Source organism: Pantoea sp. AG702 (genome assembly GCF_003182295.1).
In the GTDB taxonomy this organism is placed as follows: Bacteria; Pseudomonadota; Gammaproteobacteria; order Enterobacterales; family Enterobacteriaceae; genus Pantoea; species Pantoea ananatis.
Map to the genome: position 1 here is coordinate 614,573 of NZ_QGTU01000001.1, position 23,161 is coordinate 637,733.

General features: G+C 50.1%; 23 protein-coding genes and 3 pseudogenes. 16 read left to right on the top strand and 10 right to left on the bottom strand.

The window, feature by feature from the left end; all coding sequences use genetic code 11:
- Positions 1–13 precede the first annotated feature (13 nt).
- Entirely contained in the window at positions 14–592 is a 579-nt protein-coding gene (locus DFO57_RS02965; protein ID WP_105078561.1) for a cytochrome b, read from the bottom strand.
- Positions 593–889: 297 nt separating this feature from the next.
- On the opposite strand from DFO57_RS02965, the gene DFO57_RS02970 reads away from it, so the two are divergent.
- From DFO57_RS02970 to DFO57_RS02980, 3 genes are all read left to right on the top strand, one after another.
- Entirely contained in the window at positions 890–1,870 is a 981-nt protein-coding gene (locus tag DFO57_RS02970) for a D-2-hydroxyacid dehydrogenase family protein (RefSeq protein WP_072137983.1), read from the top strand.
- Complete coding sequence (locus DFO57_RS02975) at positions 1,867–2,196, top strand: DHCW motif cupin fold protein (protein ID WP_110015054.1); 330 nt, start codon at positions 1,867–1,869, stop codon at positions 2,194–2,196. Before DFO57_RS02970 ends, DFO57_RS02975 begins: the two co-directional genes overlap by 4 nt.
- A gap of 716 nt (positions 2,197–2,912) precedes the next feature.
- A complete protein-coding gene (locus tag DFO57_RS02980) occupies positions 2,913–4,496 on the top strand; it encodes an APC family permease (RefSeq protein WP_022622514.1) in 1,584 nt (527 codons plus the stop codon).
- Positions 4,497–4,556: 60 nt separating this feature from the next.
- On the opposite strand, the gene DFO57_RS02985 is transcribed toward DFO57_RS02980, so the two are convergent.
- The 3 genes from DFO57_RS02985 to DFO57_RS02995 form a co-directional block, all read right to left on the bottom strand.
- Positions 4,557–4,805, bottom strand: coding sequence for a DUF2543 family protein (locus DFO57_RS02985; protein WP_013025493.1), 249 nt, complete (start codon positions 4,803–4,805; stop codon positions 4,557–4,559).
- 309 nt (positions 4,806–5,114) lie between these two features.
- The gene (locus DFO57_RS02990; RefSeq protein WP_110015055.1) at positions 5,115–5,591 is read right to left on the bottom strand and encodes a bifunctional diaminohydroxyphosphoribosylaminopyrimidine deaminase/5-amino-6-(5-phosphoribosylamino)uracil reductase RibD; all 477 of its coding nucleotides are present in this window, start codon (positions 5,589–5,591) and stop codon (positions 5,115–5,117) included.
- 145 nt (positions 5,592–5,736) lie between these two features.
- Positions 5,737–6,048 (bottom strand): VOC family protein, encoded by a 312-nt coding sequence (locus DFO57_RS02995; RefSeq protein WP_338405695.1) that lies wholly within the window; start codon positions 6,046–6,048, stop codon positions 5,737–5,739.
- 97 nt (positions 6,049–6,145) lie between these two features.
- Between DFO57_RS02995 and yajD the strand changes: the two genes are divergently transcribed.
- From yajD to DFO57_RS03010, 3 genes are all read left to right on the top strand, one after another.
- The gene (yajD, locus tag DFO57_RS03000) at positions 6,146–6,493 is read left to right on the top strand and encodes an HNH nuclease YajD (protein ID WP_110015056.1); all 348 of its coding nucleotides are present in this window, start codon (positions 6,146–6,148) and stop codon (positions 6,491–6,493) included.
- 388 nt (positions 6,494–6,881) lie between these two features.
- Positions 6,882–7,865 carry a DUF1852 domain-containing protein gene (locus DFO57_RS03005; RefSeq protein WP_013025497.1) on the top strand — a complete coding sequence of 328 codons (984 nt, stop codon included), beginning with the start codon at positions 6,882–6,884 and terminating at the stop codon, positions 7,863–7,865.
- A gap of 25 nt (positions 7,866–7,890) precedes the next feature.
- Positions 7,891–8,922 (top strand): methionine synthase, encoded by a 1,032-nt coding sequence (locus tag DFO57_RS03010; RefSeq protein WP_110015057.1) that lies wholly within the window; start codon positions 7,891–7,893, stop codon positions 8,920–8,922.
- A gap of 228 nt (positions 8,923–9,150) precedes the next feature.
- Here DFO57_RS03010 and DFO57_RS03015 read toward each other — a convergent pair whose 3' ends face one another.
- The 3 genes from DFO57_RS03015 to DFO57_RS03025 all read right to left on the bottom strand — a co-directional run bounded on the left by DFO57_RS03015 (position 9,151) and on the right by DFO57_RS03025 (position 10,825).
- The gene (locus DFO57_RS03015) at positions 9,151–9,360 is read right to left on the bottom strand and encodes a DUF6434 domain-containing protein (RefSeq protein WP_019105799.1); all 210 of its coding nucleotides are present in this window, start codon (positions 9,358–9,360) and stop codon (positions 9,151–9,153) included.
- A gap of 358 nt (positions 9,361–9,718) precedes the next feature.
- Complete coding sequence (locus DFO57_RS03020; RefSeq protein ID WP_026021004.1) at positions 9,719–10,201, bottom strand: glutathione peroxidase; 483 nt, start codon at positions 10,199–10,201, stop codon at positions 9,719–9,721.
- Positions 10,202–10,402: 201 nt separating this feature from the next.
- Positions 10,403–10,825, bottom strand: coding sequence for a MarR family winged helix-turn-helix transcriptional regulator (locus DFO57_RS03025; protein WP_013025501.1), 423 nt, complete (start codon positions 10,823–10,825; stop codon positions 10,403–10,405).
- A gap of 195 nt (positions 10,826–11,020) precedes the next feature.
- Between DFO57_RS03025 and DFO57_RS03030 the strand changes: the two genes are divergently transcribed.
- The 3 genes from DFO57_RS03030 to DFO57_RS03040 are packed head-to-tail and all read left to right on the top strand — an operon-like array spanning position 11,021 to position 13,281.
- Positions 11,021–11,617 carry a non-oxidative hydroxyarylic acid decarboxylases subunit B gene (locus DFO57_RS03030; protein ID WP_014606031.1) on the top strand — a complete coding sequence of 199 codons (597 nt, stop codon included), beginning with the start codon at positions 11,021–11,023 and terminating at the stop codon, positions 11,615–11,617.
- A complete protein-coding gene (locus tag DFO57_RS03035; protein ID WP_015700477.1) occupies positions 11,617–13,044 on the top strand; it encodes a non-oxidative hydroxyarylic acid decarboxylases subunit C in 1,428 nt (475 codons plus the stop codon). Before DFO57_RS03030 ends, DFO57_RS03035 begins: the two co-directional genes overlap by 1 nt.
- Positions 13,045–13,053: 9 nt before the next feature.
- Positions 13,054–13,281 (top strand): non-oxidative hydroxyarylic acid decarboxylases subunit D, encoded by a 228-nt coding sequence (locus DFO57_RS03040; protein WP_013025504.1) that lies wholly within the window; start codon positions 13,054–13,056, stop codon positions 13,279–13,281.
- 200 nt (positions 13,282–13,481) lie between these two features.
- Here the strand turns inward: DFO57_RS03040 and DFO57_RS03045 are convergent, their stop codons facing one another.
- Both DFO57_RS03045 and DFO57_RS22840 read right to left on the bottom strand, forming a co-directional pair.
- Positions 13,482–14,660, bottom strand: a complete 1,179-nt coding sequence (locus DFO57_RS03045; RefSeq protein ID WP_110015058.1) for an MFS transporter — start codon at positions 14,658–14,660, stop codon at positions 13,482–13,484.
- Positions 14,661–14,750: 90 nt separating this feature from the next.
- Positions 14,751–14,933: pseudogene (locus tag DFO57_RS22840) on the bottom strand (hypothetical protein); the annotation flags it as partial.
- Positions 14,934–15,335: 402 nt separating this feature from the next.
- Between DFO57_RS22840 and DFO57_RS22845 the strand changes: the two are divergent.
- From DFO57_RS22845 to DFO57_RS23045, 6 genes and pseudogenes are all read left to right on the top strand, one after another.
- On the top strand, positions 15,336–15,497 hold the full coding sequence (locus DFO57_RS22845; RefSeq protein WP_233255847.1) for a hypothetical protein: 162 nt from the start codon (positions 15,336–15,338) through the stop codon (positions 15,495–15,497).
- A 163-nt stretch (positions 15,498–15,660) separates the two neighbouring features.
- Positions 15,661–16,096, top strand: a pseudogene (locus DFO57_RS03060) (hypothetical protein).
- A gap of 195 nt (positions 16,097–16,291) precedes the next feature.
- Positions 16,292–17,737, top strand: a complete 1,446-nt coding sequence (locus DFO57_RS03065) for a sugar porter family MFS transporter (RefSeq protein ID WP_014593545.1) — start codon at positions 16,292–16,294, stop codon at positions 17,735–17,737.
- A gap of 18 nt (positions 17,738–17,755) precedes the next feature.
- Entirely contained in the window at positions 17,756–18,679 is a 924-nt protein-coding gene (locus tag DFO57_RS03070) for a sugar phosphate isomerase/epimerase (protein WP_015700472.1), read from the top strand.
- Between the two features lie 14 nt (positions 18,680–18,693).
- Positions 18,694–19,872, top strand: a complete 1,179-nt coding sequence (locus DFO57_RS03075) for a Gfo/Idh/MocA family protein (RefSeq protein WP_024471205.1) — start codon at positions 18,694–18,696, stop codon at positions 19,870–19,872.
- Between the two features lie 83 nt (positions 19,873–19,955).
- A pseudogene (locus tag DFO57_RS23045) lies at positions 19,956–20,351 on the top strand (IS30 family transposase); the annotation flags it as partial.
- A 129-nt stretch (positions 20,352–20,480) separates the two neighbouring features.
- On the opposite strand, the gene DFO57_RS03080 reads toward DFO57_RS23045, so the two are convergent.
- Positions 20,481–20,777: a hypothetical protein gene (locus DFO57_RS03080; RefSeq protein WP_078828623.1), complete on the bottom strand. Its 297-nt coding sequence runs from the start codon at positions 20,775–20,777 to the stop codon at positions 20,481–20,483.
- A gap of 358 nt (positions 20,778–21,135) precedes the next feature.
- Between DFO57_RS03080 and DFO57_RS03085 the strand changes: the two genes are divergently transcribed.
- Positions 21,136–23,100, top strand: coding sequence for a methyl-accepting chemotaxis protein (locus DFO57_RS03085; RefSeq protein WP_199226562.1), 1,965 nt, complete (start codon positions 21,136–21,138; stop codon positions 23,098–23,100).
- Positions 23,101–23,161 lie beyond the last annotated feature (61 nt).

A 23,161-nucleotide genomic window follows, 5' to 3' on the forward strand; every position in this document is an offset into this window, starting at 1 on the left:
GGTAGTGCTCCAGTTAACGAAAGAGGCGAACGGGCAGCATGCGGCGCAGCACGTTATCGCGGAGAAAATAGTGATGGAACAGGGCGGCCAGAGCATGGAACGCGGCCAGAATAATTAACGCCCAGGCGACATTGTTGTGTAATTCACCCAGAGCATGTTTGAGCAGAGGATCGACATGCACCCATCCGCTCAGATCGAACAGGCCAAAAAAGCCAAAGGGTTCCTGCTGCGCCCAGCGAAACATAAAGCCCAGCACAATTTGCGTGAACAGCAGCAGATAGAGCGCACCGTGAACGCAGTGAGAAAGGAATTTCGCCGGACGTGAAACGGCGGCAGCGGGCATCGCGTAACGCGGCGAACGTTGGCTCATTAGCCGCCAGACCGGACGGATCATCATGACCAGCGCCAGCACGATCCCGCAGGAAATATGCACTGACTGTAAGCCTTTCCGGAGCGGTGTCCCGCGCTCCAGCCATTCCCAGATGTGCGCACTGGCAAACAAAAAGATGACGCTGGCCGCGGTAATCCAGTGCAGCACCAGGGTCATTCCGTCGTAGCGCTGTCGGGGTTTTTTGGGTTGTGTGTGAATCATGGCTTTCGTTCTCTCCTTCAGGTTTATGATGAGTGAACGTGCGTATGCGGATTTTTATTCGACTTTTTTATTCGACTTTTTTTGCGATGTTTTAGAGCGAGATAAGTGACGGGGAAAGGGTGAACAATCGCTGAGGTGCGAATGACATCGTCCGGCGCACACTTCGCACTGCCTCGGGCGGCATGGCGCGCATTCTGCACAAGGACATTGACGTAACCGAGAGGCTGTTTTAATGATGTAGGGCGGTTATTCAGCCGACGGTAACAAGCCAACTCCATTCTTAAGGCGCGCGATCCCATGACGATACAGGTTTGTATTCCCGACGATTATCATCAGGCCACGGCAGGCCTCGACTGCCTGCAATGCCATCCCCAATTTACCTGTACCGCTGTTGGGGATATCAGCCTGGATCCTGATGCAGAACAGGCGCTGGCGACGGCTCAGGCCTTGATCCTGATCCGTGAGCGCACCACCATTGACGAGGCCTTTTTACAGCGCACGCCGCAACTAAAGCTTATCAGCCAGACCGGTAAGGTCGCCCGCAATATCGATATTGCGGCCTGCTCACGGGCGGGTGTGGCGATTGTCGAGGGCGTCGGCTCGCCCGTTGCACCGGCTGAACTGACGTGGCTGCTGATTATGGCAGCCCGCAGAAAGTTCGTTCAGGCCGTTAACGCCATGCGCGCCGGTCACTGGCAGGCAGAACTGGGGCAGGGAGTGAGTAACCAGACGCTGGGGATCCTGGGCTACGGTAAAATTGGCAAGCGGATTGCGGCTTATGCAAAGGCATTTGGTATGCGGGTGCAGGTCTGGGGCAGCGATCGTGCCAGGCAGGAAGCGCAGCAGGAGGGAGTGATAGTGCCTGCCAGCCGTGAGGTTTTTTTTGCCTCCAGCGACGTGATAACCGTTCATCAGCGCTTAGTGGCAGCAACCGAGGGCAATATCACGCGCGACGATCTGGTGCAGATGAAGCCCGATGCATTGTTCGTCAACACCAGCCGGGCTGAGCTGGTGGCTGCCGATGCGCTGCTGAGTGCGCTGCGCCAGGGCCGCCCGGGTTTTGCCGCTCTGGACGTTTACGAGCAGGAGCCGGTATACGATCCCGCGCATCCTCTGTTATCACTGCCCAACGTGCTCTGCACGCCGCACATCGGCTATGTCGAGAAGGACAGCTACAGCCTGTATTTCGGCACCGCGTTCGAAAACGTGGTGCGCTTTTTCGACGGTGACCGAAGCCATGTAATCAATCCTGAATCTCTTAGGGAGCATGAAAAATGAAAATGGAAAATATCCCTTTCGGGATAACAGACTGGGCACAGATAGAGGCAGAACGGCATCCGGGTGATAGCGGGTTTGCGCTCTGGCGCGTGGCAACGTTTGGCGATATCAGAGTCAGAATGGTTGACTATTCCCCCGGCTACGTGGCCGATCACTGGTGTATAAAAGGGCATATTCTTCTGTGCCTGAAAGGCGAAATGGTCACAGAGCTGGATGATGGACGCACGTTTGTATTAACGCCGGGCGTGAGTTATCAGGTTGCCGACGATGCCGAAGCCCATCGATCAACCACCAGAGAAGGGGCGACGCTGTTTATTGTGGACTGATGGCAGATTAAAATGCGGTTACCGCAACGGATAGCCTCAAGTTGAATATAGGGTGCTTTTCCTGATCCTTGAACAAAAAAAGCAAGGAGACAGAGGGCACCTTTTTCAGACGATGATTTCTTATTGCCGTAATCATTAACACAGGGCGCAGCAGCATCATTACGCTGAATGTCTGATGACCCCTCTCTTTTTTAATTTTCTTTTTTATTCATAAAACACCCGATGGGAAAACGCATTGAAATATCGGGTGTGAGGTGAAAAAGGCCAACCTCATCCGCATTTTTACGCAGTCTGCTTTACACCTTGATGCTCCTCCATCACTGCAACGCAGGCCCTGACAGCAAAGGGATGACGGGGAAACTCACGTCGCGTTATTTTGCGTGGCGTCATTCAACTGACTAAAGGCGATGCTAACGACCTGTCCCCTGAATATATGTCACAACTTTTGCACTGGTGACGGAATGTTTCAAATAGCGTCGCTATATATTTTCTGGATCATTGCAGTGCGCGTTGCACCCCGATCTCATGCTTAACATCGCAACTCACGCCGACGGATATTTTATATTTCTGTTGAAACGGATTCCTGAAACCCTTATCTGGCAGGTTATGTGATCTGGAATGTTTCTTACATAAACTATTACGACAGCAAAATATTGCTGGCACACAATATGCTTTATTCCCACCTACAACATCCAATAATCAGACAGGGGCATCGCATGGCATCTACGGGACTTAAAAAGAAATTAGGGTTGGTCGATCTGTCATTACTTGGCATCGGCTCAATGATCGGTTCGGGCTGGTTATATGCCGCCCTTAACAGTTCCGGCTATGCGGGCAGCCATACCGGCTGGGCATGGGTACTGGGTGCCGTGATCGTGCTGATGATTGGCCTGGTTTACGCCGAGCTATCCTCGGCGCTACCGCGCGCCGGCGGTTTTGTTCGCTATCCCAATTATTCGCACGGCAACATCGTTGGTTTCGTGATTGGTGTCAGCTCGCTGCTGGCCTATACCAGCACCGCAGGGGTGGAAGTTGAGGCCGTTCGTCAGTATGCGATCTACTGGTGGCCCGCACTAGGGCATGAGGACGGCAGCCCAACGGGGTTAGGGTTTGGCGTGCAGATTGGGCTGCTGGTGGTGTTTTTTCTGCTCAACTACTGGAGCGTCAGCTTCTTTGGGCGGGTGAATACGATTGTCACCACCTTCAAATTTATCGTGCCGTTGCTGACCATCGTGACACTTCTGCTTTACTTCCATGCGCCGAACCTTGATGTTCCACCTTCACCGCCGGGTGGGGCTCATGGCGTTTTCAGCTCACTGACGGGGGCAGGGATTGTCTTTGCCTATCTTGGCTTTCGTCAGGCGGTTGATTTTGCCAGTGAAGCTAAAAATCCACAGCGCAACGTGCCGCTGGCAATCGGTATTGCCATTGCTGTCAGCTTTGTGATTTACCTGGCCCTGCAGTATGCGTTCATGGGGGCGGTACCGACCAATTTGCTGTCACAGCATGGCTGGGCAGGGCTGAAGCAGATATTCCAGTCTCCCTATGCCGACCTGGCGCGCAGCCTGGGGCTGACCTGGTTGATTAACCTGATTCTGATCGACGCGGTGATTTCCCCGGCCGGGACCGGCAACATCTACCTGGCCGGCGCCGCGCGCGTGCTGTTTGCCTGGGCGCGTAATGGCCATCTGTTTAAAGTGTTTGGCAAAGTGGATGCAAAATCTGGCGTACCGCGCGGTGCATTGTGGCTGTCGTTGCTGCTGGCCATCGCCTGGACATTGCCTTCCGAGTTTCAGGTCTGGGGCGGTTTAATCGGCGCGGTGACGTCGGCAACCGTTTTTACTTACATGCCCGGCCCGATAACCCTGGGCGCTTTTCGTCAACACCTGCCCGATATGCAGCGTCCGTTTCGTCTGCCCGTTGCGGCGGTTCTCAGCCCGCTGGCGTTTGTTGCCAGTACGCTTTTGATTTACTGGAGCGGCTGGTCTGTTAATGAGATCCTCATTCCGATTCTGATTGTTGCCTGGGTCGCTTACGCGATCTTTGGCAAAAAGAGCAACCAGTTCAGTCAGGATTTGCAGTGCGCCTGGTGGCTGCTGGCTTATTACATCGCGGTCATGGTGGTTTCTATGCTGGGTACCTACGGCGGAAGCGGTATGATTGACGCACCACTCGATATGATCCTCATTATTGTCGCGTCTCTGGCCTGCTACTTTTGGGGCGTTAAAGCGAGCTTTTCTCAACCCAACATTACCGATGAGGAAGCGGAATCCGCATCCTTTAGTCAACACGCGGTATAGTGTTTATCGCCTGCACCTGTGCTCCGGCACAGGTGCTTTAGCGGGCAGCATTTACCGGGATTAGTCTTCGTTGCCCCACTGATTAAGGAAGGTGGCGATCTCATCAATGCGTTGTTCATTAATGCCCGCTTCAACGGCCATCTCTTTCTGCGCTTCTTCACTGATTTCTTCGTTATTCATTAAACGGCCAATCAGCAACTGGAAATAGTGTGCCAGGGCGTCACGCTCGGATTCGCTTACCGGCGTTTCCGTTTCTGACGAATACTCATCGGCAATGTCGTAGTATTTCAGTGAGACTTCGTTGTTCATATCTTGCCCTCAGGGTTAGCACCTGTGTCTTTTGTGACTGAATAGAATGGGTTAATCATAACATTCATCTCGCGATTTTTCTGCCAGTCAGCGGCGGGGGGCGGGAAAATTAACAAGCGTGCGGGCATCCGCTTATTTGCCCGTTCATGCACTAACAAGGGTGAGCTGCGCGTGCCCACAGAACAGATTATTGCTACGGACGAAGCCGGGCCGTTCTGGCCGGGCGGTAAGTGCCATCACGACGAAAATGTCGGGATGATGATGGGATAACGTTCCGCTGAGATCCCAATGCGGCGCTAAAAGTGATGTTTATGACGAAGACGTGTCCAGATAGGGGAAAAGAAATTTCTCGACCGCCTGCTTTCCGATGCCCGATGTAAAGCTGATGCCTGCCTTTTTTAAAATAGTGCGTCCCGCTCCCCTGTTCTTCGGGTGCGGATCGTCCATGGCAATATAAATATGTTTTGGCTTTAGCGCTGCAATTGTTAAAGCACACGAAGGCGTTCTGCCCTGAAAAGAGCAGGGCTCAAGCGTGACATATATTTCACATTCGCTAATGGGGAAGGTAAGTTTTGCGATCGCGTCGATCTCAGCATGGTGTTGGCCTGGCGGTTGTGTAAACCCCTTAGCAACGACCTCGCCGTCATGAACGATCACGCATCCGACAGGGGGATTGGGTCTGCATTCGGGTAATGCCTGGCGGGAGTACTCCAGCGCCAACATCATAAATTTTAGCTTTTCTTCCATAATGCCTTTAACTGCTGAAGTTCTGGGATCGGTAGACATCCATATTTATGGCCCCTGTCATCGATGTCCAGCGATTAAGGAAACTGAACCACCGCATTGAGCATGGGTAATCACATCACAAGGGCATATGGCAGCCCTTATTTGTGAACCTCTGTTTCCTGTTTTACAGGCCTGTCGTTTTGTTTTACCTGTTCTGGTAAAGATCCCAACGGTTACCATAGAGGTCTTCGAATACCACAACCAGCCCATACTCTTCCTCTCGGGGTTCCTCACAAAACGTCACATCTTTCGCTTTCATGGCTTGGTAGTCGTGCCAGAAATCATTGCTCTGCAGGAACACTCTGCCGCCGCATTGATTACCAATAAAGCTTTCCTGACGGTCACCTTTATCCAGCACGCATAACGTTATCGCACCCTGGCATTGCTCAACAGACAGGAAATGAGCTTCTGGCTTTGGCACTGAACGGCGCAGGTAGGCGGCGGGAAAAACGGGCAAAAAACGGACCCAGCATACAACTTGAAGTCATCCGATAAGCAGGTTAGCCTGCTGCAATCACAAGTGAAAAACTCTCATCATACAGGTAACGTCGGTCATGGCTCTGATCCCCAAAAACTACTCGCGGCTGGAAAGTGGCTATCGTGAAAAAGCGTTAAAAATCTATCCGTGGGTTTGTGGGCGATGCTCGCGGGAGTTTGTTTATTCAAACCTGCGGGAATTAACGGTTCACCACATCGATCACGACCACACCAATAATCCACCAGACGGCAGTAACTGGGAGCTGCTGTGCCTGTACTGCCATGATCATGAACACTCAAAGTATACGGAAGCCGATCAGTACGGCACCTCCGTTGTGCCTGGCGAGGATGCGCAGGATGATGTGGGGGCCGCCACCTACAATCCCTTTGCCGATCTAAAGTCGATGCTCACCAAAAAGAAATAACCGCTGGCCATCCTGTTGCGTCTTGTCTTTCTGCATGACGATAGCAGGTGCTGACATCTGGCAGCGTTTGGAACAGGGCAGGAGAGAAGCGGCCTGCCGAGTGTTAGCCGCGTTCTGTCAGCCCCGGCAGGCCTTATTTTACTCTGCACGTTGCGCTCCCCATGCCCACCAGCCACCGTGTGGGCAGGAGTTCGTACAGCAACGGAAGGACCACCATGAAGAAGGCTCATGTTAATGTGAAATTAAGTCGCTTTCACTCATGTTACGACTCTGGCATAAAATATGCTTATTGATTGCAGGCGCGTTAAAAACTGTGAAGCAGACGAGACAAGCAGACCGGTCTGGCAAATAACGCAGTTTTTACATCAGAATTCAGGATCCAGACACGATGAATAATAATTTCACCTTTACGATTAAGAGCAGTGTTTTTGATGAGAATTACAATCCGTCAGAAAACACCCGCATCACGACCAACTTCGCTAACCTGGCCCGTGGCAAGAACCGCCAGGAAAACCTGCGTAACGCCCTGGTGATGATGGATAATCGTTTTAATTCCCTGGCGCACTGGGATAACCCGAAAGGGGACCGTTATTCTGTCGAGCTTGAGATCATTTCCGTAGAGATGAATATCAATGTGGAAAATAATCGCGATGCTTTCCCGGTTATCGAAATATTGAAAACCAGTATCGTCGATAAAAAAACCGACGAACGTATTGAAGGCATTGTGGGGAACAACTTCTCTTCTTACGTGCGTGACTATGACTTCAGCGTCTTGCTGTCAGAGCACAACAAAAATAATCCGGTGTTTACTATCCCGGAAAACTTTGGCGAGCTGCATGGCAATATCTTCAAATGCTTCCTGCAATCAGAGGCTTACAAGGCGAATTTTAGCAAGTCACCGGTAATCTGCCTGAGTGTTTCAAGCAAAAACACCTATGTCCGCACCGGCAACCGTCACCCGGTACTGGGCATTGAGTACCAGCAGGATGAATATTCGCTGACCGATAAATACTTCAGCAAGATGGGATTACATGCGCGCTATTTTATGCCTGAAAACAGCGTTGCGCCCCTGGCGTTCTATTTTACGGGTGATCTGCTGCGTGATTACACTAATCTCGAACTCATCAGCACCATCAGTACGATGGAAACGTTCCAGAAGATTTATCGCCCTGAGATCTATAATGCAAACTCGCCGGCTGGTATTGAATATCAACCGAGCCTGAGCCATCGGGATTATTCTTTAACGCAAATTGTTTACGACCGAGAAGAGCGTAGCCATCTGGCTATTGAACAAGGGAAGTTTACCGAGAAGAACTTCATCAAACCCTACAAAAATGTTCTTGAGCAATGGTCTGCTAATTACGTTCTTTGATTAACTCAGTATAAGGTTACCTGTTATGAAAACTTTGTTACCGACTTCCACGGCGGGAAGCCTGCCAAAACCGTCCTGGCTTGCGCAACCTGAAACACTGTGGTCGCCCTGGAAACTGGAAAATGAAGAATTAATCGATGGCAAGAAAGACGCACTGCGTTTGATTCTGGACGATCAGGATCGCGCCGGTATCGATATCGTCAGCGATGGTGAGCAAACGCGCCAACACTTTGTGACCACCTTTATTGAACACCTTAGCGGTGTGGATTTTGAAAAACGCGAGATCGTCAAAATCCGTAATCGTTATGATGCCAGCGTGCCGAGTGTGGTGGGTGAAGTGGCGCGCCAGAAGCCGGTCTTCGTTGAAGATGCCAAATTTTTACGTCAGCTGACGAATAAACAGATCAAATGGGCGCTGCCGGGTCCCATGACCATGATCGATACGCTGTATGACAACCATTACAAGAGCCGCGAAAAACTGGCCTGGGAATTTGCCAAAATTCTTAACCAGGAAGCGAAGGAACTTGAGGCGGCGGGTGTCGATATTATCCAGTTTGACGAACCGGCATTTAACGTGTTTTTCGATGAGGTGAATGACTGGGGCATTGCCGCCCTGGAACGCGCCGTTGAAGGGCTCAAGTGCGAGACCGCTGTGCACATTTGCTACGGTTACGGCATCAAAGCCAACACCGACTGGAAAAAGACGCTCGGAACCGAATGGCGTCAGTATGAAGAAGTCTTCCCTAAGCTGCAGAAGTCGAACATCGATATCATCTCGCTGGAATGCCAAAACTCTCGCGTGCCGATGGATCTTATCGAACTGATTCGCGGCAAAAAAGTGATGGTCGGGGCCATTGATGTGGCAACCTACGCGATCGAAACCCCTGAAGAAGTGGCCGATACGCTGCGTAAAGCCCTTCAGTTTGTGGATGCCGATAAGCTTTATCCCTCTACCAACTGTGGCATGACGCCGTTATCCCGTCAGGTTGCCCGGGGCAAGCTGAGTGCCCTCAGCGCCGGTGCAGAAATCATCCGTAAAGAACTGCTGTCGAAATAACGGCGTCAGACATTCGGTGAATGACCTGTGTATCAGCAAAGGCCCGATTGGTGATCGGGCCTTTTTTTGTCACCCTGTCAGGCTTGGCTCTGTAAAGCCGCAATAAAATAACCGCCGCGTACGCCTGCTGGCCGTTATTTTCACGCGCTGGCATAAGGTGTGGACGTAAACGGTGCCCGGACAGATGCCCGAAAGCAAAAAGGAGAGGGGATGAACAGATTGTGAGTGTCAGCCAGCCTTTCTGCGCTTCCACTCATCCACCACCTCTCCCAGGTTTTTGGGAATGTCATTGCGTATCCAGGCCATAAAATCCCGATCGAACCGGAAACGTTCTCCGCACTGTGCAACCATAAAGCGGCGCACATTTTGCGTATTTTTATAGTTTTTATCCACGATCGTCATGCGCGTCAGTTCTGCGCTGTGCCAGTCAATGTTCATCCGCTTGCCTCAAGTAACACGTGGTAAAGGCGAAAATCGTCGCGCCTGGCCGATTACGCTTCAGTGCTGGATAGTGGCATTAAAAATGAATGGATACCGGTATTGCGCGCTGAGGACAGGATATAGCAACATCCCTGCCATCCCTGCCATCCCTGCCATCCCTGCCATCCCTGCCATCCCTGCCATCCCTGCCATCCCTGCCCAAGAGAAGGGCGTGCTTTTTATTAAGCGACCGGCTCTTTGCGTAATGAGCAACGTTATAGCGTTAAAAGACGTTGCGAGCGATCAGTAAAGGGTAATCCAGTCTGGATAGCATCAGTTTGTAGAAAATGGCCAAGGATAAATTTGACCTCCCTGGTTAGCTTTCAAGTGCCGCCAGGAGGGTGGCTTCCATTTTTTCCGGCGTAGCGATGGGTGCAAAACGCTTGAGTGGTTTGCCGTCGCGTCCGATCAAAAACTTAGTGAAGTTCCATTTAATCCGCCCACCCAGCACACCGGGTAACTCCGCTTTCAGGTAACGAAATAGCGGATGCGTTCCGGGGCCGTTAACCTCTACTTTTTCGAACATGGGGAAGCTCACACCGTAGTGAATGTGACAGGTCTGCGCGATGTCGTCGGCACTGCCCGGTTCCTGCTTACCGAACTGGTTGCAAGGGAAACCCAGCACCACCAGCCCCTGCGCAGCGTACTTTTTGTAGAGTGCTTCAAGACCTGCATATTGTGGAGTGAATCCACAATGGCTGGCGGTATTCACCACCAGAACCAGCTTGCCAGCATAGTCGGCCATCGAGATGTGCTGGCCATTCAGGCTGGTGGCGTTGAGTTGATGAAAAGTGGTCATGCTGAAATCCTTAAAGTGCGTGTTAGTCAGGGCAAAGATGAGCACTCAGACGGTTTCTTGCTTCGCCCCGTCAACCAGCGCTGTTTTCTCTGTCATTTCAGTGACCCGCCGACCTTTGATTAACTCAGCGTTGCGTGAATCATGCCCGATCAAGGCACAACCCTGCCATTAAATCTGTTTCTGAAGAATAACGGGATGCTTTCAGGAAGCCTGTTTTTTTAACATGATTTTAAGAAGGCTTATGATTTCCTTTTGCTCATGGTCTTCTAACCTGTTCAGAAAATGTGAATCAACGCTTTCAGCAATCGGTGATGCAGTGTTAAGCATCTCTTCGCCCTGATCGGTAAGCGTAACAAATCTACGACGTTTGTCTTTTTTTCCTTCTTCACGTTGTATCAGACCTTTATGTTCCATGCGAACCAGCAATTCTGCCAGCGTAGCCTTCGAACTTAACGCCGCCTCTGTTAATTCCAGTTGTTCGATTCCCGGTTTAGCATGTACGGCTGAAAGAACAGCATACTGCTGCTTTGTCAGAAAGGGCATCGCTTCCTGCCACAGGGCGGTATGTTCCTGTAGAAGTTGCCTCGTCAAATGGAAAAAAAGGTTGCTCAAGTCATTGTTCATATTAACTTTTCTCTGGCTCTGTCATCCTCGTATTTAGTTAATGTTAAATCATTATCCCACCGTTAAACATTCTTTATCACCAGATACAAAAGGTCACATTGAAAATAGTAACCATGGAAATCAATTGACTTTATCGGTTTGAGTAGATTACTGTTAATTTCATTCGTACACGAACGTTATTTGCAAGGAAGTCAGATGAGAATTGTAATCGGTATGACGGGAGCAACAGGTGCCCCTTTAGGGGTGGCTCTGCTCAGCATTTTGCAGGAAATCAAAGAGGTTGAAACTCATCTGATTTTGAGCAAGTGGGCTAAAACCACAATTGAACTCGAAACGCCTTTTTCATCGCGTGAGGTGATGAGCATGGCTGATGTTGTGTATGGCCCGTCCGACCAGGCCGCTACTCTCTCGTCAGGTTCTTTTCACACCGATGGGATGGTCATTATTCCTTGCAGTATGAAAACCTTAGCGGGAATTCGCATGGGATACGCGGAAGGCCTTATTGGACGGGCTGCTGATGTCGTCATTAAAGAAGGCAGAAAACTTGTGCTGGTCCCCAGAGAGACGCCTCTCAGCACCATTCACCTGGAAAATATGCTAGCCCTTTCCCGTCTTGGCGTATCTATGGTTCCGCCCATGCCCGCTTTTTATAACCACCCCGCAGTAATTGATGATGTGATCGATCATGTCGTTTCTCGTGTTCTCGACCAGTTTGGGATTGCCTCGCCAAAGGCAAATCGCTGGAAAGGCCTGAACAATTCTAAGAAATCCCTGAGTATGGAGAGTAAATAATGGCTTTTGATGACCTACGTAGCTTCCTTAAGGCTCTGGACGAGCAGGGGCAGCTTCTTGAGATTGATGAAGAGGTTTTACCCGAACCTGATATTGCCGCGGCCGCTAATGCTACAGGCCGAATTGGTGAAGGTGCACCGGCAATCTCATTCAAAAAAATAAAGGGGTTCAATCATGCTCATGTTGTGATGAACACTATTGGTTCCTGGCAAAACCATGCAATTTCACTGGGCCTCCCAATGAATACCCCAGTGAAACAGCAGATAGATGAATTCATTCGTCGCTGGGACACTTTTCCTGTGGCACCAGAGCGGCGCGACAATGCGCCCTGGTCAGAAAATACCGTTGATGGTGAAGAGATCAATCTCTTCGACATCCTTCCCCTGTTCCGCCTGAACGACGGCGACGGCGGTTTCTATCTTGATAAGGCCTGCGTAGTATCACGTGACCCGCTTGATCCAGAACATTTCGGTAAGCAAAACGTCGGCATTTACCGGATGGAGGTGAAAGGTAAACGTAAACTCGGGCTACAGCCCGTGCCGATGCATGACATTGCACTTCATCTCCATAAGGCCGAAGAACGCGGCGACGATCTGCCAGTGGCGATTACGCTGGGCAATGACCCCATTATTACATTGATGGGCGCCACGCCGCTGAAATACGACCAGTCAGAATATGAGATGGCAGGTGCGCTGCGTGAAAGCCCGTACCCCATCGCCTCCGCGCCTCTGACCGGCTTTGATGTGCCGTGGGGATCGGAAGTCATTCTTGAAGGCGTGATAGAAGGGCGCAAACGTGAGATTGAAGGACCGTTTGGCGAATTCACCGGCCATTATTCCGGCGGTCGCAATATGACCGTTGTACGGATTGATAAGGTCTCCTACCGCACTAAGCCAATATTCGAGTCATTGTATCTGGGAATGCCCTGGACCGAAATTGATTATCTGATGGGCCCGGCAACCTGTGTCCCTTTGTATCAACAGCTGAAAGCGGATTTCCCTGAGGTGCAGGCTGTAAATGCAATGTATACACACGGATTACTAGCCATTATTTCTACAAAGAAACGTTATGGTGGATTTGCCCGTGCTGTAGGCGTACGGGCGATGACAACCCCGCATGGTCTGGGCTACGTCAAGATGGTGATCATGGTCGATGAGGATGTCGATCCCTTTAACCTGCCTCAGGTGATGTGGGCGCTGTCTTCAAAGGTCAATCCGCAAGGCGATCTCGTTCAACTGCCAAACATGTCCGTACTGGAACTGGACCCGGGTTCCAGCCCTGCGGGAATCACGGATAAACTTGTGATCGATGCGACGACTCCCGTGGCACCGGATACCCGCGGCCACTACAGTCAGCCGGTAAAAGACCTGCCAGAAACTTCAATCTGGGTTGAGAAGTTAACGTCCCTGTTATCAAATCGCGGTTAAGGAGAAAGTATGATTTGTCCACGTTGTGCTGATGAACACATTGAAATCATGGCAACATCCCCAGTTGAGGGGATATGGACGGTGCATCAGTGTCAGCATTGCCTGTACACATGGCGCAATACAGAGCCAGCCCGAAGAACGGAGCGGGAACATTATCCTGAAGCCTTCCGGATGACTCAACGTGATATTGATAATGCGCCGGAAGTCCCGTCTGTCCCTCCTCTGTTAGCTAAGTAACTTACTTTCTGGCGGGTCCAGGCCAGGCCCGCTATGCATGATTTGCCACGTTAAAAAATCACATTGTTAACGTCCTGCCTTGAGATGCCAAATATCAAACCTAATCTGCCTTTTCTGGCGTCACAGGTTAAACATGCCCCGATCTCCTGGATTTTGCTTACTGAACAGCAGGTCTGTCATGAGAAAAATTTTCATGCTTCTCATTCATTCTTGATGAAAAGGGCTACAAAAATGACGCCCGCAATGCTACATCCACCCGCCAACAGGAAGACCATCGGATAACCAGCTGCAACCGCGATGAAACCTGCAAGGGGGCCACTAAGCCCATAGGCGATGTCCTGAAAAGCGGCATAGCCACCTAATGCCGTTCCTCTTGTTTGCGGAGGAGAATGACGCAAGGCGATAACACCTAGCGAGGGAAAGATTAAAGAGCATCCGGCACCGGTCATGCCTGCTCCAATCAAAGCGAGCATTTGTGTGGATGCTGTACCCAATGTCAGCAACCCCAGGCTTTCAGTTAAAAGCGAAAAAATTGCGACAGTTTTGCCGCCAAACCGATCCGGGAAATGACTAAAAATGAGGCGTACAGCGATAAACATCGCGCCAAACGCTGTTAATGCCAGTCCCGCGTTCGCCCAGTGCTGCTGGTTAAAATGAAGGGAGACAAACGTACCGAGAACAGCAAAACCAATGCCCTGAAGTGCAAGAGCCAGCCCTGGACGCCAGATTTTGCCGACAACGGACCACAGAGGCAGGCGAACGCCATGTGAGGGGATGACAGCGGGAACGGCAGCATTCAGCGTAAAGGCAATAACAGGCAGCATGACGGTACAAAGGCCAATTGCCCAAAATCCATAATAGTGAAAGAGATAAAGGCCAAAAGGCGCGCCTGCTGCCAGAGCACCATATGTGGCTATCCCGTTCCATGACATGACTCGCCCCCCTTTTTTGTCGCCACTCAAACCCAGCCCCCATGCCAGGTTACCTGTCAGGATCTGGCTTTCACTGATGCCCAACAGTATCCGGGCGGCAAAAAGGAAGAATAACGTCAGGAAAGGAAAGTGAGCGACCCTGTCCGCCACAAGCAGCATAAGGCCGGAAAGTGTGCTAACCGCCAACCCCATATGCATCACTTGTTTTGCGCCACGTTCATCTGCGTTACGTCCCGCGATCCCGCGCGTCAGCAGCGTTGCGACAAACTGACATCCCATGACTAATCCAACCAGGGTGTCGCTGTAACCAAGAATATTATGGACATAGAGAGGAACGACCGTCAGGGAGAGCCCAATGGTCATGTAGGCAAAAAACATGGCAAAACTGATACGTAACACGTGCAAGGTTGACTGGCGATCGTCGAATACAGCCGTAGATAAACGCATTGGCATTCACCAGAAAAATGATTTTTTACTGAATGGCCCTGAATGTAGATCAGGGTCAAATACAGGCTTACGTGTGAGTCGCAGGGCGATCGCTTGCATGCCTGAGCGCAGCCCTTGAATCGCTGTGCCATAGGCGGCGTTGCCTGAAGAGCCACCTGAAGCGTTAGAGAATGTACTTATGTCTTCCAGACAAGCGCCAGTTAGCTGTCCGTCGGGATCTACAGCGATACGGCCAGGGTAAATGACATCTGATTTTTTTGGTCTCCTGACCATAACGGGATACCTTGACTGTGTATAAAAGAGGGATAAGCCACGATGTTCAACATGAATGTTAGAGATTTAAAATTCCATTTTCAACATAAATGGATTTAAAATTTTACTGCTGCATGTAATTGAAATCACTCATTACCCGTCTGCGATTGCCTTTTTGTTGGTTTATATTCATTATAAATCATGCATATGTAATTTTTTTGATTGCAAAATAAATATTTCATGTAAAGGGAATTTACGGCTTAAATGTTCCTTTTTGAGATCGTCTTCCCAAAAATGAAAGATGAATTTTAAATGTGTTGATGTTTCGATTGTTTGTTTCATAATCCTATTAATCCATTACCTGCATGCCATTCCTTACCTGCGTTCGCTGGTGAACAACCTTGAAACTGGCAGGCGGATCGAATGGAAACCATCAGATTGACTATGGCCCAGGCATGCGTTCAGCTCATTGATAATCAATACATTGAAGTAGATGGCAATGCGAAGACATTCGTTAAAGGCATTTTCGCTATTTTTGGGCAGGGATATGTGTTGGGTTCAGGTCGGGCGCCTGGAGGAGAGTGAGGGGGCATCGCTGTCTGTCAGTCACGAAAAGAGAGGAGATGGCATGTCGCTGGTGCCCAAGCCGGGTATCGCAAAAGAGAGCATTCGCGCTATTGCCGATATGCTGGCGAAAAGAAATGGCCAGGCCTGTCACTACTGATTTATTCAGAAGGAGAAAGGGATAATGAAAGTCGCTTTTGATGTTGACGTCATTAAGCATTTATCAATAACCGGCATGATTCGTCAGGTTTCTGAGTGGGATTATAAATATATTCAACAATCCCCGCATCCGCGTATCAACCCGCTCTGTAAACATCCCCGAGCTTCCAGAGCGTTGATGAGCGAGTATAAACGTGCACTGAATCAGTACGGGGTGGAACTCCCTTCCTTCATCGCTAATCCACCAGATGTTAATGCCATAATTCACCAGCATAGGGGCATTGGCGAAGGTAAAGTGGATTTTTCGCGTATTACGTGAAATGAATTTTGCAAATCGAAAATTCGAATTCGACGGTGAATCCATTATTACCGCATCACTATTTGGATATCCGGAAAAAATGAACTCACAGGCCGTCGAAACGCGCAGGATTATCGAAAGAGAACTTTTAGGTCAATCATAAAGATGACATCAGCGCCGGAGGGGTTTTTTGTGTGCGGCGTATCCATGCCTGATTTTCTGGAGGCTACATATTAAGAATGACAGTTTAACATTGTTTGTCTTTTACGTTTCTATTTCATTATCTACGCAAATTAAAAACAGTCATTATATGACTTCACTCAGTCAAACTGTGTGAATTAAACGCAAAGGTAACCGTATGAGTACGAAAGAGAAGAAATATAATCTCGCCTATGTTATGGCGATCTGCACCGTGGCAGCATTGGGTGGCCTGTTACAAGGGTATGATACTTCCGTTATTTCAGGTGTTATTGAGCCTCTCAACAGACATTTTAGTTTAACGCCATCGCAGACCGGTTGGGCGGTATCAAGTATCGTTATCGGCTGCGTATTAGGCGCATGGCTCGCCGGTAAACTTGCCGATAATTATGGCAGAAAAAAAGCCCTGACTATCACAGTATTCTTTATGCTGGTTTCTGTCGCGGGTATGGCATTAGCCACCGACTTCACGATGTTTATTATCTTCCGTATTCTGGGCGGATTCGGCATTGGACTGGCATCGGTTGTGTCACCTATTTATATGACGGAAGTTGCACCAAGGGATTATCGCGGCCGCGTTGTCGCAATGAATATGGTCTTTTTCGTTGGTGGACAGGTTTTGGTGCTGATCGTCAATTATTTGATCGCCAAAGGAGCAGATGAAACCTGGCTGGTGACGGTTGGCTGGCGTTATATGCTTGGATTTGGTGTTATTCCTTGCTTCCTGTATTTAATGTTTATGGCTTTTATTCCGGAGTCTCCTCGCTGGAATATAATGAAAAATCGTGATGCCGAAGCGATGAAAACCTTGACTCGCATCTCCAACCCTACGCATGCCTCGAATTTATTTAATGAAATTAAAGCATCTTTTAATACTGATTCAGTAACGACATCTGTAAAAAATGTACCTTCGATTAAGGGGTTAACACGTAACGCGAAGATGTTCATCATCATTGCGTCAATGATTGCCGTATTCAACCAGTTCACCGGCATCAACGTTATTCAGTACTTTGGGCCAACCTTGTTGATGAATGTCACAAGCAGCATGGAAGAAGCCATGTTTATGGTCACCTGGCTAGCGGCGTTGCAGTTCCTGGGCGTGCTTGTCGGTATTGTCTTTGTTGATCGTGTCGGGCGCCGTATTTTACTGCTGATTGGCTCTTTCGGCACCTTCATCTGTCTGGCGCTTACCTTCCTGACTTTCTATTTTGGTATTAAAGGCTATGCCTCAATCATCGGCCTGTTAGGCTTCATGTTCATCTTTGGCTTAACATGGTCGCAAATCGCCTGGACCGTGGTGGGCGAAATTCTGCCTAACCGTCTTCGCGCAATGGGCATGGGGATCGCTTATGCCTCGATGTGGGTATCCAACTTTATCATTAGCCAGGTTTTCCCGATTATCAATGATAATCCATGGCTGCGTGAAAAATTCCACGGTGGATTCCCGCTGCTGCTGTTCTCAGTATCCTGCCTGATATCCTGGTGGTTCGTAAAACGCTACATTCCGGAAACAAAAGGTGTGGCACTCGAGAAAGTCGAAGAACTCATGAATGCCCGTATCAATAAAAATTCTGTATCCGTCACGACCAGTGATATAAAACATTAATATAGTAAGGACGTAATTATGACTATTCATATTGCTAATGCACCTTGCAGTTGGGGGGTTGATGATCCAAAAAATCCGTTTCTGCCGCCCTGGCAAAAAGTTCTCAGTGAGGCAAATCAGGCGGGTTATAAAAGTATTGAACTCGGACCGTGGACATATTTACCAACGGATCCGGTCAAACTGACGGAAGCCTTAAATAAGGCCTCGCTTTCAATCGTGGCGGGTACAATTTTTGATGATTTAGTCAGTGACAGTAATTTTGATAACATGATTGAGTTGACGCATAATCTGTGTCGAAATCTTTCTAAAATACCCACTGCGGTGAAAGATCACAGCTCTAATTATCCCGCGCCATATCTGGTGATTATTGATTTTGGTAATGCAGAACGCGCTCGTTATGCCGGACATTCAGATAAAGCACCTCGCCTGAGTGCTGATGACTGGCAGCGCATGGTCTCGCATATTAAAGAAATAAGTTCTCTGGCCTGGAATGAATACGGTGTTCGTCCGGTAATTCATCCGCATGCGGGGGGATGTATTGAGTTCTCAGATGAAATTATCAAAATTGCTGAGGATATACCGCATTCAGTTGCTGGGTTATGTCTGGACACAGGGCACCTTTATTATTCTGGCATGGACCCTGTAAGCTGGCTTGAGAGTTATTTCGATCGCCTTGATTATATTCATTTCAAAGATGTGAACGAAAGTGTCCATAAAGATGTACTCAAGCGTGGACTGGATTTCTTTGCCGCATGCGCAGAAGGCGTAATGTGCCCCATTGGCAAAGGGGCAATTGATTATCCCGCAATTAAGAAACTCCTTAACGACTTGAATTATCAAGGCTGGATCACGATTGAGCAGGAACGCGATCCACGCCAGGCTGATGGCAGTCTACACGATGTGACCGAAAGTCTTAAGTGGCTAAAATCAGTCGGCTTCTAACCGGAGATAACATTATGATTAACGGACTAAAACCGCTTAACAGATCTGTTCGTTGGGGAATGGTTGGGGGAGGTGGCACAAGCCAGATTGGTTATATTCATCGTTCTGCAGCCTTAAGAGACAACGCATTCACTTTACTGGCAGGCGTATTAGATATTGATGCTGAACGAGGTAAAGCCTTTGGTGTTCAACTCGGTATTGCAGAAGATCGATGCTATCCCGATTATGCAACCCTGTTCCGGGAAGAGGCGAGTCGTGAAGATGGCATTGAAGCTGTCTCAATTGCCACCCCAAACAATACACACTTTGCTATATGCAAAGCTGCACTGGAAGCCGGTTTGCATGTGATTTGCGAAAAGCCGCTCTGTTTTACCGGCGAGGAAGCAAGCATTCTTGCGGCGTTATGCAGAACCCATACAAAAATCATTGGTGTCACATATGGATATGCAGGGCATCAATTAATTTTGCAGGCGCGGCAGATGATCGAGGAAGGGCTGCTCGGTGATATCCGTATCATTAACATGTCCTTCGCACACGGTTTTCATGCAGAAGCAGTAGAACTGGACAATCCTTCCACCCGCTGGCGCGTGGACCCTAAATATGTCGGGCCAGGTTATGTTCTGGGCGATCTGGCTACCCATCCGCTGTTTTTGGCTGAAACGATGCTGCCTCAATTGAGCATCACACGGTTGCTGTGCTCGCGGCAAAGCTTTGTCAAATCCCGCGCACCGCTGGAAGATAACGCCTATGTGCTGATGGAATATGACAACGGTGCGGTGGGTTCTATGTGGTGCTCAGCGGTGAACTGCGGTTCTATGCATGGTCAGAAAATTCGTGTTGTGGGTTCGAAGGCAAGCCTGGAGTGGTGGGATGAGCAACCTAACCAGCTTCGCTATGAAATCCAGGGGGAGCCTGTTCGGATCCTTGAACGCGGAATGCCTTATCTCAGTTCGCAGGCTCTGGCTGACGATCGCATCGGGGGTGGACACCCGGAAGGATTGTTTGAAGCATGGTCTAATCTTTATCGCCGCTTTGCGATTGCAATGGATGCAACCGATCGTGGCGACGCGAAATTCCTGGAATCATTCTGGTATCCCGATGTGCACGCCGGTCAGATCGGTGTGAACTGGGTAGAGCACTGCGTCAAATCTGCTGATGCGGGCGGTGAATGGATTGATTTCAATATTAAGTAATCATTAACGTACCTGGCCACTGTGGCAAGTGGCCAGGTAATGGGTGAGGGCTTAAAACCACCAGTATTCTTACCCTTTCATAACGCCACTCCCGCTTAGTAATCCCCACCTGTATCAGAGACAACAAGGCCTTAACGGTGATATCTGCCCTCATCAAACAAGCCCGGAAATGAGCTTTCGAGCGTTATAAAACATAAACACGGGATCGGCGCGCCGAACCAACCCGCCGCACCCGATTTACTGTAGAAACAGACACCCAGATTTATGCCTGTGATCCCTAAGCTCCCGCGCGATGTGGCTCAAATGAAATGACGAACAGATCGCTCAGACAACACTTTCCAAAAGGAAGCGACGCATCTGTTCACCCCTGGCAAAGATTAAACCCTGTTGTCAGGCAGCTCAGCGAAAGGCCGGGAAATGCGCCAGGCTCTGAATCTCCCGGAGAGCGTTTTGACCAATGTGTTTCATCCGTTGATTGAACTCACAGCCGGAAGTGAACCGATCAATTGCTTTCTGTCTGAACACCGCGATAAGGGCGACTGAGTTGCGGTGTACAAATTTCAGAGGCTAAAAAGGGAACGCCTCAGTTGACTGAGAACGTCGCGTGGTCAGAAAAGTGTTTCTTTAATGGTGATTTCGTCCACCCGGAGGATTGAAGACATGTCGAAACCTTTCATGTCTGACATGAACGCCTCGCTGCTCATGTATTTCTGATTGATAGCCTGTATATCGGCTCCCTCCTGATAGGTCACTGTTGCAATGACCTGACAGTTTTCTCCCAGATAGACATCATTGACATAAATATCAAAAGCAGAAAGAGAAACCCTGTGTCGGGGCCAGTGTATGTGAAAATAAATTTCTGCTGACTGGCTGTCTTTGAGTGTATAAATCCTGACCTGTTTCATCTTGTCCATCCTGTTGTGAAGGTGTTCATCAAGGCGGAAAGTCAAAGCATACCCACTTCATTTCTGGAAAATTAACAAAAGACCACTTCTCGCTCTGAGCCGACGTTCATTCTTTTAAACTGGCGCAAACTTTCTCTGTACCTGACGGACATCAAACGCAAACGCTTACCCGCACGCATCGCTAATAATAATCCCGGTAATCGCTGAAGCTATGGCCGCGTGAGTCGATAACGCATGCTCAGCTCATTTTTGGGGCTGAAGAGGGCTCATGCGTTCTGGTCATACCGGCGCAGCATTTGGCCCTCTTTTTTACAACACCAGTACGTGCATTCCTTTTAATTACAATGGAAATAACAATATGTCTGTCATTAAGACAATGACCAGAAGCTTAACCGGTTCCCGTTTTGCAGGGGCCGCTCGGCCCGCGGACGGGATCTTTCACTGTGAAAGCTTACCTGCATCGCTCTCTGCTGCAGGCCTTAGCAAACGTGCTGCGGGTATTTTGCTGACGTTTGTACCGCCAGAGGCAGATTTTCAGAAGGTCAGTCAGGCATGGCAACGTTTAACATCGGCGGATCTGACCGTCATTACGCTCTCCTCGAACGGGGCGCTCAGCGCCAGCGGCAAGCAGACAACTTACTGCAAGGGAGACGGACAAGAGGGCAGCTGGCTCTGGCTGCCTCGCAACATGATAGCGGAGCATGAAACGCACATTGTCGATCTGCATCTTCACGACACGCACACGGCGACCGATCGCATCAGCGCCATTCAGCATGAACTGGCCGCACTGAAGCTGCGCATGCCGCTTTCTGCCGATCGCACCTTCGCTATGATTTACTGCGATGGACTGTCCGCATCAGAAGGCTTTCTGATGCAGGCCTGGTATAACACCGGGCGCTTTCCGTGCCTGGCGATTGGTGGCTCCGCAGGAGGACGTGCAACCTTTGACGGCACATGGATGGGTGTCGGCGGTCGTGTGCTGCAGGGCAAGGCCGTTATCGTGTTCTGCAAAATGGCAGCGGGTAAATCCTTCGCACCCTTCAAAAGCCAGAATTTCGAACCGCTTAATAAAAGCTGGCTGATTGCAGAGGCCGATCCGGTAAAGCGTACGTTGACGTCGGTGTTCAACGCGCAGGGACAGCAGCAGTCATTCACCCAGGCGCTGGCTGAACATCTTGGCTGCAACGAACAGCATCTCAGCGAGCGGCTTAAAGGTCTGACATTTGCCGTCAAGGTAGGCGAAGCCTTCTTTATTCGTTCCGTGGCGAAAATGGACAGCCAGAGCGTACAGTTTTTCTGCGACCTGGAATTTGGCGATCGGCTTTACTTAATGCGTGAAACCGATTTTAAACAGGCCACGCAGCGTGACTGGCAGGCCTTTACCCAACGCCACGGCAAACCGGCAGCGATTCTGATGAACGATTGCATACTGCGTCGCGTAGGGAATGCCGATAAGCTGCACGATGCGCATTTCTTTAAAGGGATCCCGGCCGCCGGCTTCTCCAGTTTTGGTGAGATTCTCGGCGTGCCTATCAACCAGACGCTCTCTGCGCTGGTGTTCTTTAATCACAGCGTCAATGCGATGGCGCAATTCCCGGTGGAATATGCCAGCTATGCGGCTCACTACGCTCAGCGCGCCCTGCGTCGCTGGGAGGCGCTGAACAGGGTGCAGTCCGGCGTGCTGGCGCGCGTGGTGAATTATCAGCAGGAATTAGCGCCTATCGTCCAGGCACTGCCGGTGCTTGAGGCGGCAACCCAGAGCCAGAGCGAGGCGTTGACGATGGCCGAGAGCAGCATCCGCGCTATCAGCGATATCGCCAAAGAGAGCCAGCAGGCACAGAGCCGCTTAGGCGACGGGTTGGACGATCTGGAGGCGATCTCCAATGGCATCAACGTCATTACGCATGGCATCAGCAATATCGCGTTCCAGACCAATATTCTGGCGCTTAATGCGGCTGTTGAAGCCGCCCGTGCGGGTGAGGCGGGCAGGGGGTTTGCGGTTGTCGCCGGAGAAGTGCGTCGTCTGGCGCAATCCTCCAAAGAGCAGGCGGAAGCCACGGCAAGCAATATCAACGATGCGGTCAGCACGATTTCCCGCATTCGCAATGTGGCGACAAACACCGTGCAAACTGCCACGGACATGGCAGAGCGCAGTATTCACGCAGCCGATGCCATAGCGGCGATGAGCGACCGCACCCGCCATGAGCGGGCAGGTATGGCGAAACAGCTGGATAGCCTGCGCACCTTAACGGCGGGAATGGATGCCATGCAGGAAGCGGTGGCCGAGCTGAAAGTGCTGCAAACCCTTTCGGCTTCTCGTTAACGCACGCCTCAGCCGTTATCACAACGCTGTACCAGCGGCTGCGATTCAATAGTTTGATGAA